The 12202-nt window shown below is 64.0% G+C and carries 8 protein-coding genes; all 8 read right to left on the reverse strand.

Annotation, left to right across the window (positions count from 1 at the left end):
• Positions 1–1689, reverse strand: a 1689-nt coding sequence (locus AC1DVT_RS12420; protein WP_477389296.1) for a DEAD/DEAH box helicase family protein, incomplete at its 3' end; no start/stop codon positions are given.
• Positions 1686–3497 (reverse strand): phospholipase D family protein, encoded by a 1812-nt coding sequence (locus AC1DVT_RS12425; RefSeq protein WP_477389298.1) that lies wholly within the window; start codon positions 3495–3497, stop codon positions 1686–1688. The genes AC1DVT_RS12425 and AC1DVT_RS12420, both read right to left, overlap by 4 nt.
• Positions 3490–4707, reverse strand: a complete 1218-nt coding sequence (locus AC1DVT_RS12430) for a DUF6361 family protein (RefSeq protein ID WP_477389299.1) — start codon at positions 4705–4707, stop codon at positions 3490–3492. Before AC1DVT_RS12430 ends, AC1DVT_RS12425 begins: the two co-directional genes overlap by 8 nt.
• Before the next feature lie 167 nt (positions 4708–4874).
• Positions 4875–5573: a hypothetical protein gene (locus AC1DVT_RS12435; RefSeq protein ID WP_477389301.1), complete on the reverse strand. Its 699-nt coding sequence runs from the start codon at positions 5571–5573 to the stop codon at positions 4875–4877.
• 878 nt (positions 5574–6451) lie between these two features.
• Positions 6452–8140, reverse strand: coding sequence for an Hsp70 family protein (locus AC1DVT_RS12440; RefSeq protein WP_477389303.1), 1689 nt, complete (start codon positions 8138–8140; stop codon positions 6452–6454).
• Positions 8140–8811, reverse strand: a complete 672-nt coding sequence (locus tag AC1DVT_RS12445; protein WP_477389305.1) for a hypothetical protein — start codon at positions 8809–8811, stop codon at positions 8140–8142. The genes AC1DVT_RS12440 and AC1DVT_RS12445 overlap by 1 nt, the downstream gene beginning before the upstream one ends.
• A 41-nt stretch (positions 8812–8852) precedes the next feature.
• Entirely contained in the window at positions 8853–9275 is a 423-nt protein-coding gene (locus tag AC1DVT_RS12450) for a hypothetical protein (RefSeq protein ID WP_477389307.1), read from the reverse strand.
• Entirely contained in the window at positions 9275–11218 is a 1944-nt protein-coding gene (locus tag AC1DVT_RS12455; RefSeq protein WP_477389309.1) for a hypothetical protein, read from the reverse strand. The genes AC1DVT_RS12450 and AC1DVT_RS12455 overlap by 1 nt, the downstream gene beginning before the upstream one ends.
• Positions 11219–12202 lie beyond the last annotated feature (984 nt).

Consider the following 12202-nt stretch of genomic DNA (forward strand, 5'->3'; position numbering starts at 1 on the left):
TAGGAGTGAGCGATCACCCGCCGCCAGCCGATCCGATTCGTAGCTCAACAAGGCAGCCACGGCCGTTGGAACGCCGGACCACGCGGAGAACAGCACCTGCTTGGTGACACTCCCGTCGGCGAAGGGCGCATAGATCGGCCCAGGTTCGAGATAGGGCATCGTGGGCGGAACCCACAGCAGCTGCCACCACCCGCGACGCACGGTCTCATCTGCGAGCGCCCGCAGGTGTCCGTTGCCGAGGTCCACGGGATCGAATGCCTCGACATGGTGTCGCCCGAGGGTGCGAGTTGCGTTGAGCGCGTCCGAAATCGCCGTGGGGTCGGCGTCGTGGCGTCGTGCCTTGATGCGCTCGGCGGGCTTGTAGCCGTCCATGAAGTTGGCGAAGTACGGGATCGACTTCCAGTACTCGATGTCGATGGGTGACTCGACGACTTCGCCGAGTCGGCGCAGCGCAGCCCAATCTCCGATGTCTTCGACCGACGGTGACGCGCTCGGCAGGTGTCGAACTTCGATGAGATCCTCGCGCTCGCCGATGGGCGGCCTCTCCGATCTACTCATGAAGGGAAGGAGGGCGTTGCGCACCCCAAGCGCGGCAACATCGGCGTCCCCGTCGAGCACGAGGGCGCGACGGTAGTCCTCGAGGGCCTTTCGCGCCTCCGCCTCCGAGCCCGTTGCGCCCCCGGCGAGGAATCTCACCGTCGCAAGGAAGTCCTCGTAGTGCAGGTCTTCGGTGTCGTCCTGGTTCGTGAATGGCTTGTACGGCGTCGCGGAGAGCAGGAGGACTCTCGCATCCCGATGTCCGAACAGCGCATGAGCGAGTTCTGCGGCATCGCCGGACGACGGGTCCAACAGGTGACGGAATCGTTGGAACTCATCGAGGATGATCAGATCCGGCTCGAGCGTGTCCACGCCGGCCTTCGCGAGCGATTGCCGGAACGTAGCGATCAGGTTGTGCGCGCGGTGCCACAATTCGTCAGGGAGCTTCCGCTTGTGGCGCACCTCATCGCGAAGCTCCACGAATCGCTCGAGCGAGCCATCGGCCTCGATGAGGTGCCGAAACGCAGCGACGATGCGCGGATCGGGGTGACCCGCGAGTTCTCGCTCGAGTGGCTGCACATACCAGTTCGCGAAGTTGGCCGGGCTGGCTACGGTTCCCTGCATCAAGAGCCGTGTCACACGTCGATCCGAATCGGTGTGATTGACGAGCTGGTCGAGGATGATCGTGATCATCGCGCGCTCCGGCGCCGACCCTTGCCGCCAACCGCCCTCGCTGAAGGAGGTGCCCGGCGTGAACGAGACGAGGTTTACCTTCTTGCGGCCATCGGGTGAAGGTTCAGCGAGCCGCCGGCTCTCGCGGGCGAGCATGGTGAGGCGCGTCGTCATCCCGATGTGGTCGTCGTTCGTGACGTTGAGACGCCTCAGGTTCTGCGTCGCGAGATCGATGTTGCTGCAGACGTAGACGATGTCGATGCGGTCGATCGAGTCGTCGGTCTCGAGGTGCTCGATCGCGCGAGCGATCACCCCTCGCGCGACGATGCTTTTGCCGAGCCCTGTCTCATCGGCGACGAGGAACCGCCCGGAGGCCCGACTCGAATCCGGACCGTAGAAGCGGTCGATCACGTGGTCGACCGCGCTGCGCTGGAATCCCTTCAGTCCCGCCATCACGGCTTCGACGTCGACGACGCTCATTGCTTCGGCCCCGTCAGCTCGAGGTGGGCCTGCCACACGCGGGACCACAGCTCATCGAATCCGGGGGGAAGAACGGCGTTCTCGTCGCCCTGATCTCGGACGAAGTCGATGATGCGACGGGCGTCCGCGAGCCCGTGATGGCCGGCGCCGACGGCGCGCACAAGCGCCTCGAAGAGGCCGGACCCATCGCTGAACTCCTGGCGTGTGCCGAAGAACCCGCTCGCACCACTGCCCGCCGAAAGGAGGCCGACGCCGGAGAATTCGAGGAGCAGGGTGAGCAGCTTCACGAAGGCCGCACGGTCGGTCAGCTGCCTCCCGATGATCGCGTCGCGACGAGTGGGCACGTCGTCGAGCAGGCGGGCAAGAAGGATCGTTCGCCGTTCTCTTCCGGTTTGGTCGCGAGCGATCAGGACGATGAACGGCGTGACATCGGTGAGCGGGATGTCGGCGATGGTCGCCGCATCCTCCTCGCCCAGGGCCAGTCCGGTGCCACCCAGGTCCGGTCGGGTCAATAGGTGCCAGCGCAACTCGATGCCAGCAGCGCCCACTCTGTCGACCTGACGGGCGAAATCGGCGTCCGCCCACACCCGCATCAAGCAGAGCTCGTCTGCGATCAGGCGGGCGCTGAGTCGCACCCCCGCGAGATTCCGGACCACCGCTTCGAGTCGCCGCTCGGCCTCCTCATCGGCGCCGGCTTCCTGCCCGCCCTCGGTCGGGTAGCCATCCTTCAGGTCACCCATGGCCGTGAGAGTGGCTTCGACACCGAACTTGCCGAGTGACCCGACGAGCTCCACCATCACCTCGACGTTGTCTTCCCATGCGGCGCGTGTCGCGTTCGCCGACCCGAGGAAGACGTGCGATCCATCCATCCGATCGACCACGACGATCTTCGCGTGCAGGCCGGCGAGGCGCTGTCCGGGTGGAATGTAGGCGCTCTCGGTGTCGGCGTCGTCGGAATCGCTCGCGGGCAGCGCCGCATCATCGAGCACATATGTCGTGAGCTTCTTGTCGAGCGATGCAGGCAGGAGCCGATCCAGACTGTCTGCCCGTGAGATCAAGTGTGTCGCGGTGCGCACACGGTTGCGCAGAGCGCGGAGCCCGTCGTCCGATAGGAACGGCGAGACGATGAGCGCCCGCTGGCCAGCGAAGTCGGGAAGCACGCTCCCGCGTAGGCCCTGTACATGAAACGCCAGTGAGCGCGTCTCGTCGGGGGTGTCCCAGGAGATGTCCTGCCATCGATCTGCCAGCCCGAGGACGTTTGCCCGCCGCTCGGCCTCCATCGGCAGCACGCAGAGTTCGGGCAGGGTGCGCAGCAGAGTCACCAGCGGCTGATTGAGCGAGCGCGGATCGGAGTGGCGTTCGATGTGCGGTGCACGCTCATCGAGGCGCACCAGCACATCCCAGCTGCGGTCAGCCGTGAGGTTGCGGCTCGCGCACAGGAACCGATGCGTCAGGTGCTCGCCGGAGCGGTACTCCAGGAACCACACCTTCGGATGGAAGAGCCCGCGGCTGGCTTGGACGGGATGGACCATAGGCTCGAGGAAGGCTACGAGGTCTGAGCGCGTGCCCATCGAGAGCTCACCAGCTTGGGCGAACACGTCGATTCGATCCGCGGCACGTCGTACGGCGTCGAGGACGCCGATCGTGTCGTCCTCCGCCGAGACGTGATGTGATGCGAACGACAGCGGCACCGTCAGAGCCGTCGCGAGATCGAGCGTGAAGGTTGTCCCCACGGCGTAGGACAGCGTGAATCCGCTCGGCGGCTTGAGCTGCTCAGTGAGGGCCGCGCGTGTCTGGGGCTCAAGCATCCGTCCCTCCAGGTTCGCGTGCGAGACCATCATGAATGTCGAGAAGGATGCCGCGAACCGTCGGCCAGCGGAACTCCAGCGCCCCGGAGCCGGACCCACCGCCCCAGCCCTGCAATCGACGAGGATTGCCGATCCGGGCTTGCGCGCCCTTGTTCTGGCGTTCCCGCCTCAGCACGAACTCGCGAGCGACGGCGTTGTCTGCCAGTGCGAGGTCGTCGTTCTCGCGAAGAAGGTCCAGCCACACCGATACGAACCGTCGCGTCCGGGGGCTGATCGGCGAATTGCGGATCAATTCGACCCGCAGGAGCAGCTCGTCGAGGTTCCACGCGTCGAGATCCACGAGACCGGGAAGGTTCTCCGCCCATCGGAGCAGGCGGTCGCGGTAGGTGTCGACGGGGTTCGCAACGCCTTCGAAACCTGCAGCCTCGTACTCCTCGGCAAGCATGAGGTTGTAGAGCAGCTGCGCGCCGTGGATCGCCGAGGAGAACGCTCGCGCATGGTCCAGGAGGAAGCGCGCATCACCCTGAACGTGGAGCGCCGCATCATCTGCCCACGCAAAACGGCTTTCCGATGACGGGCGCTCGATCGCGAGGTGCGCCATGACGGTGCCCGGAGCTTCGTCGAGTACGCGGTCGCGCAGCCACTCCGCTTCTTCTCGCCGCAGCGCGAACCCACCCTCGATCGACTTCGGGAAGCCTTCTGGCGCGGCGGGAATCGTTGTCGACCAGGCGTTGAATCGCGCGCCGCGGGCGCCGTCCGCATCGTCTGCTCCGCTCTGGAGCCCGTTCAGCCGGAGCGCGTCCTCTCGGGTCAACGATGGGTCGCCCAGGATGCGGTAGTGGCGCAGCATCGTCCAGTAGACGGAGGAGGGAAGGTTCTTGAGCGCAACGCCGGCGACCATGCCGAGCAGTCCCGCGTAGTCGTCCGTCGCGCGGACGGCGTGGATCACCTCGCGCTCGTAGCGATCGGCGTCTGCGATGGGATTCGGCCGGCCGGACGCCTTCTGATAGACCCACGGCACGAAGAGGAGGTAGCGCGCTCGTGTCAACAGGGTGGAGGTGCCTGGGAACAGTCCATCGCCGATCGCGTCGCGAATCTGGCCGAGACCGAGCTCGTCACGACTGTCCCGATCGGAGAAGAGCCGGATGATGTCGCGCATGCGACGCTGCTCTTCGCTCGAGGCGTCGAGCCACGCGATCAATGAGGGCATGGTGAGTGCTCCGATCGGAAAGTCCGCCAGCACTCGCCTGTTGGCGTCATGATTACCCTCCCCGGCGAGGCACGGGGTTGTCACCCGTACTATCGACCAATCCTGCCGCGCAAGGCGCCGCCGCGCAGGTGCACTGTCGTTCGAAGTGATGTGCCGCCGAACCGTCTCTAGCCGACTTCCGACGACCACCACAGCAATTGATCGAGCACGAGTTTTGTGGTCTCCAGCTCCGCGGCCGCGGCGTCGGCCACCAACAAGATTGCGTGGCTGTCGCGAGGAATCTCGAAGCCAAGATGCACCATCGCCGCATGGACTCGACCGTCAGGCTTCAGCGCATCTGCACCGCATCGCATTCGGAGGTAAGCAAACAGAGCAGGACCGATCCCGCTGACGGCGCCCACGTACGGGTCGAGCACGGGCGCGCTCGACAACTTCTCCACATCGATCGCCCAGGTCCTCACCGCCGTTTCCGTCTCGAGACCGTGATCCAGCGCGAATCGCTGGAGACCCGCGGCGACTCCCCGCATCGTCGCGGGCTCCCGTGCCCTAAGTCCGTGCCCTTGGCCAGGTCCGTCGAGGGCAAGCGAATCGATTGTCGGCGCGGTGGACTCGTATCGCCGGACCATCGGGAGGACCCGACCCTCGTAGCTTCGCTGAGAACTCGCGACAACATCAAAAACCATCGCAGCCCGGCGCCCCTCATAGAAGTTGCCGAAGCCGTCAGCCTTGTTCTCGGCCTCAAATCGGTGAAGATCGAGCACGCGCCGAAGGTTGCCCACCGCGCTCGGCCACCATCGGTTCAACGCCAGGGCAGCTGCAGCGTCGTGCGAGCGCTCAGACCTTGCGCCTGCCAATGGCATCGTCACTTCGACCTCCTGTGTCGACGGTAGCGGGATGCGCATGTTCGACCACACATGTCATCGGCGCTGTCATAGGTCACGAGAGGAGGATCGGCGCGATCATCAACTCAGGCGGACACGAAACGCCACGGGCGATCACCTACGTCGAATGCTCGATCTCAACGTCCACGTCGGCTCATATGGCCGACGCTGGCGGCGAGTCACCGAACAGCGAACACAACAACGGCGAAGTTGGAAGGCTGTCGCGCGAGGCATTTGCGACTCTGGTACAGAGAAATAGAGGGTTACCGACTGCGTTTGCGGGCCGAACCGAACAAGCTTCACACGTTGAAGCGGAACAAACTGCACGAGCACAACGAGACACAAACTTCTACAAACTACCTGATCAGATGGTATTTCAGCTGCATGCTCCTGCATACAAAATCAGGCACATTCCCATGGTCCGCGGACTCTTTGCGGACTGCTGCGGACTGATCCGCACCGGTCCGCGGTTTGAATCGACCGGACAATGAGTCCGCGACGCCAACGCTCAAACGCCGAAAAGTTGTCCGGTTATGGTCCGACCATAGACTCAGCCGCCGGTCCCAGTTGTTGCAGAATTTGCGTAACTGACGACCGAGTCCACCCCGCGCTCTATCTGAACCATCCCAAATCGTGCGACAGTTTCGACGCCTTCGAATTCGCAATCACATGGGTCACCGGGGGCCTGATCCCACTCGACGTCCCATCACCCGACCGCTCCGGTCCGGGTAGGCGCGCGACAGGCTGGGATCGGAGATAACCCGCCGCCACTTCTATCTCGGGCAAGTCGATCCCGAGCGTTCGCCGCGTGCGCTCGTCGGTCAGGAGGGCACAGAACTCGTCGTAGGAGGTGCCCACGGTGACTACAGGAGGTAGCTGTACTTGCGGGTCGAGGACTTCAGCGCCTCGATGGCCGCGCCATCCCCCACCTCCGCGCCGGCAATGAGGGACTTCAGCTCGTTCGCTTCGGAGTCGTCGATAAATGGCACGATCTTCGTCTTGACGTCCGTCACCAATTTTCTGTCCTCAGGGCTCAGGTGTGACTCTCGCACGTTCGAAGGCGTCTCGATTCGATCCTGGTCCAGCGTGCGCGCAACGCGAGACGCGATCTTCGCCAGGTCCCGCTTGTCGACACTATTGCCGTAGGACACTGCATCATCGAGGAGAACGTTACCGAGGCTGTCCTCTGCTGCCACGTGCAGGATGCCGTCGACGTCATAGCTGTACGTGAGGTCGATCGAGAGTTCGCCGAGAGGTTGTGGATTGGGAAGCTCGATCTCCCACGACTTCAGGATCACATTGTCGTCGTCGTCGAGCGGTTTCGTGGGGTCGCCCTCAATGACCTGAAGGTTCAATCGCTCCTGGAACGCGGTCATCGGCATGAAGCTGTCGGTCACTCTCGCCGGCAACTTGTGGTTTCGGGGAATCAGCTCGGAGAACCTCAGGCCGGTCCCAGGGTCCAACACAATCGTTCCGAGCGCGTGCTCGGTGGAAACGAAGAAGTCACGATCATCGAGTTCGCCGGACAGGATCGCCGATGCAACCGCAGCGCCCTCCGCAACAGCCGTCATTGGGTTGACGCCAGTTGCCGGTGCGCGGCCCATCAACTCGGTGACGAACTGGCGGATAGCAGGCACTTTGCAGGTACCGCCGACCAGCACGACTGCATCGATGTCGCCAGCTTGCGCTCCGATGTCCGTCAAGCACTGCTGAATCGGTTCGCGAACGCGGTGGATCTGCGACCTAACTGCGGCCTCGAACATCGCTCGCGTGACCTGCCGGTACTCTCCGCCTGGCAGCGGCACGCTCACCTGCTCGGCGGTGGACAGCTCGATCTTCGCCTTCTCGATGTCCAGGCGGAATGCCGCTCGGTCGTACGGAGACCACTTCGAGGAGTCGCTCACAGTGTCGCGGACGAGCGTAGATAGCGCCATGTCGAAGTCGAGACCGCCGAGCTGCTGGATTCCCTTCGACGATTGCTCCATGAACACTCCGTCGATGTTCTGAAGAATGGTTACGTCGAGCGTGCCGCCGCCCCAGTCGACCACCATGAGGGACTCTTCGTGCGACGACCGCATGCTGTAAGCCATAGCGGCAGCGGTCGGCTCATTGATGAGCGCTTGAACCTGAATCCCGGCCATCCCGGCCGCGAGCTTGGTCCTGTGCCGCGCGATTCCACGACTGTTCGCCGGAATCGTCACGACAGCTTGGTCGAACGCGACCCCTTGATTCGCACTCGCACGCTTCATGTGACCGAAGATCATGGTGGCGATCTCCTCGACGACGTACTCAATTCCGTCGACGTCCGCTCGTTCTTCGCCTCGCAGCAGGCGCTTGACCGCCCCGAGGCTGCCGGGTTGCTTCTTTGCTGCCCATCCGAAGATCGGTTGGTCTTTGTCTCCGCGTCCAAACACCGTCGGGAGCACTTTGTCGAAGCCGCGCCCCGCCCAGTCCGCTGGCGGCTCGTCGATCGCCAGGACCGACAGCTCGTTCGCAGCGAATTGTGCGACGACTGAGTTTGTGGTTCCGAAGTCAATACCGATGCTTGCCATTAGGACTCCTTGGAGGTCTCAGCGACGTCAACGACGACTGCGGCGGCAACTGCATCAGCGTCGACCGCAGCGGCAGTTGCATCAGCGTCGACTCCAGCGGCAGTCTGAACCGGGTCAACCACGACATCGGCCGGGTCGCCCACGACCGTATCCGGAACCGTAACCGGAACCGGAACCGAGTCAGCCACGACGACCGGGGATGCGGGTCCGGCCGGGTTGTTCTGATCAACCGGGGGCGTTGCGGGGAGAGACGCTTCCCGCTCATCGTCAGGAATGACGTTGGCGCGCTGACGCGGGGGCACTGGGGTGGCCTTCAACCGACCCTGGCGCACGACGCGGTTCGCGACGCCATCGACATAGGCCGCCACGTCGACCACGGCATCAACACCTGGTGCGAGGGTCGTCTCCCACACCTCGGGAGTCGTCGGGTCTTCTACGCGTTCGACTCCCGCCTGTCTTAGCCACTGATCGACCAGAGTCAGCAGGTCTTCGGTGCTCGCCCCCCGTCTCAGCGCTACATCGAACTCTGCGAGTTGCACCATGTGCTGGAGTCGGGCAGTCGCAGACGCAACCACCTGCTTGCGCAGCCCTTCGTATGCGGCTGCTGACAGTGCGGTGCCGGGGTCGCGCACGATGAGCGCTGTGTCGATGCGGTCGAGCAAACTCTTCATGTCTGTCAGGAGCTGTTCGGACTGACGGGAACGTTGACCGATCATTTCGGTCCTTCCTCTGCGAAGTAGTGGAGTCGGGGCAGCGGGGCCCCCCGGTACTCCTTGGCGAGCCCAGCTGCAACCTCCAGGAGGATGGCCGTGCGCATTTCGTCGAGCACTGCTGGATCTGTCGGGGGCGTCCGCCGGGGGTATACCTGCACCGGCGGGTTGAGAACACCTTCCCCGGTCGGCACCTCGTAGACGCTGGGATCCGCCGGCATTCGATAGTCATCGATGCTCGAAGACGGGTCTTCGACACGTTGCTCGACAGCGTGGAGAGCCCAGTTGAGGTCCTCGAGGTCATACGGTGCGTTGGTCTGCCGGCGAAGGCGGCGGGTTGCGCGCGCGAATGCTCGTGCCGCCTCGGTTTTGGTGGCTCCGTAGGGGACGCCGAGAATGAGGTACGGGCTTCGTCGGTCGGTCATTAGCGGATCCTCACTGCTTTGTCGCCGAGTTCGGTTGCGGCGCCCATCGCTGYGTCAACGAATGCCAGGAGTTGTCGGTCTTGGACGAGTGGTCGCACCTTGTTCAGCACCCGCCAGGTATCGACGCACAACTCTGAGATTGGGGCCATGATCTGCTGGACTGCTTCATGGTTGATCTGCCAGGACGCCATCGTTCTGAGCTGACCGGTCACCCTGTCGAACGCCTCGGTTGCCTGCCGTATCTGGTTCGCCCGCGCAAGCGCATACGCGCGCGCCAGGGCGTCCCCGGCAATCCCCACCAGCGGCTCGGCCAGCGACCGCTGCTCCGCGTCGAGACTCGAGAGAGCACGCTTGGCGCCGAACACCCAGTCGACGAACTCATCCTTCGGTTCGCCCTCGTCCGGGTCGATGTTCTGCACGATCGCCGCAACGGTGAAGCAGACCAGCGGGACCTGCTGCATGGGCTCGAGCGGGATCCCCGCCCGCAGGAGCGTCATCCCGAAGAACGCGGCGCCCATGTTGTCATTCTGTTCGGCGAGCATATTGATGGCCGCGCTCACCATCGAGTCGCGTTCCTCTTCGACCCACTTCTCCGCGCGACCGGTCTTCAGTTCTTTAGCAAGCGCGGCCGCAAAATCATCGATGCCCTTAGCTCGCGCTTTGAAGATCCGCACGACCGCGCTGTTCGCATGCGGCCCGAATGCAGAGTTCGGCTGCGCGGCCAGCCAGTCATCGTCATGCGCGGCCAGCGTCTTCACTATCCGGAGATAGCGCTCGTCCGGAATAGGCGCCGCGATCAGCGGACGCAGCGCACCCAGAATCTCCCMCGGGATACCCTCGTCGTCATCGTCCCAGATGCGTGCGTCGTCATTGACCCAGAGCAGCAGCGCCCGCTCCGCGGCCATCGCCCGCTGCTCCGAACCCGGCGCCTCACTAGCGATCTTCACGAAACGATCGATCGCGCTCGAGTGGTCAAGTTCGGTGGCGACGACGGCCGCGTTCGTGAGGAGCGCATCCGTGTAATCGCCCTCGAGCGCCTTGTCGAGCGCCGCGAGCGCCGGCTCCGGCTTGCCCTGCAACCACGCCGCACACGCAACAATGTTCAACAACTCGTCTCGCACCGCCTCACGTCTCGCCCCCCGCAAACGGTCACGAGCCAGTGTCTGAGCGCGTTCCCAATCCCACTCGAACAGCGCCGTCCGCGCGCCATGCAGCGCAGCCAAATCCGCGAACCGCTCACCGCCAGCCCCGGCCCCATCGCCGCCCGCCACACCCTTACCCAGCAGCACCGCCCACGTCGACTGATCAGCAAGAACCGCCTCAGACGGCACGGTCCCGCCACCCGAACGAACCAGCGCAAGCACCTCCGCAAGGACCGAATCCAGCGGCTCATCCACCGGATCCTCACCCCGAAGCAAGCTCCGCGCGACAGACGCGTCCCTCAACCTCAGCGCCGGCATAGCCGCAGCCACCCCGTCATCCCCCGCAACAAACCGCCGATAACCCTCCGACGCAAACCCCAGCGCAACAACCTCCTCAGCCGTCAAATCCGCCGGACGCAACCGCCCCACGACATACACACCCAACCCGACACCCGGCACCACACCAGCCCCCACATCAAGCAAGTCATCCACCACCGAGGCCGGGAGACCATCAGCCTGGAGTTCCTGACCGGGGGGCAGTCGACGTCCGGCCAAGATCGTGAGTGCTGCAGCGTTCCGCGAGGAAGCCGCAAACCAACTTGGATTCTTCACCGCCACGTGAAGCCGCGCGGCCTCAGTGGATCCTGCCGCTTCCAGTGCCGAAGCAATTTCGATCACACCCAGGTCGGTTACGCCTATTGCGTGGGGTTCCGTGACGGGAGTGCCCCCGAAGAGACTCGCGGCGTCGGTCGCCAGCGCGGCGAGATCAAGCCCCTCGGCGAGAGCGACGCGCAGCCGCACGCCCTTAGGCGCTCGATCGTCAGCAACCACCTGTCCCGCAAGCTCTGCTCTTTGCCTAGCGCCGCCGGCATAGTCCTGCAAAAGCTCATAACGGACGCGCCAAGGCTCTAGCGGAAGAGTCATACATTCCGCCTGCGTCAGCGAGAGCCCCTTTCGATCTAGAAGTAGACCAAGTGCGTACCGAGAGTCTGGGTCGCGGAGCATGCCGCCGAGCATCTTGCGCACGGCGAGCGCCGAAGCCTCGGTCAGGTAGGTCGCTGCCTGCGCTGAGTTCAACAGATTCCGTAGTCGACCCGCATATGACCGGATGGTTGCAGGAGCGGGCACGACGGCCTGACCCATCCGTTCGTGAAGCCGTAGCTCTACATCGCCGCTTGGCCAGATACCCCTGAAGTGAGTGGCGGTCTGGCCGACCACGACGAACGGTTCCTTTCGAAACCCGCGCCGTACGCGGAAAATACCTCCGATCGCCTGGGAGTTGGCGGCCTTGCCTGCCAGGGCGGCGGAGGGAGATGACTTGACCGGCTGGGAGCGCGTTTGCTTAGCCGCCGCTTGCACGGAACCATCGAGAGCGCTCATCGCGTCCGTCCGTCCTATTCCAATAGCCGCCATATCCGACGTTTAGCAAAACGACGGAATAGCTCGTCCCGAGTGAGGAGCACGATTGCTCTTTCACAGCTATTTTACCCCTGTGGTCTGACCACATACTGAGAGTGTTATGTGACTCATCGGACTTTCGCTGGCAGGCCAACGGGGCGCGACAGAAACCACACTCCCACACATGGCACATACGACAGACGCTGATGTGTTTGCCGGCCACCCGGGCGCCGCGACACGCTTGCGGTCAAAACACCGAAAGGCTGTGGTCTACAGGGACAACGAAACGCGCTTTAGCGCACGCCACTGACTGCGACGGACTCCTCGCAGCTCATCAATCGCCCAGGTTGGCGTGCGTACTGTCGAGGGTATGGCGCCTCCCGAAGC

The organism is Microbacterium sp. P2_F9, from assembly GCF_056403635.1.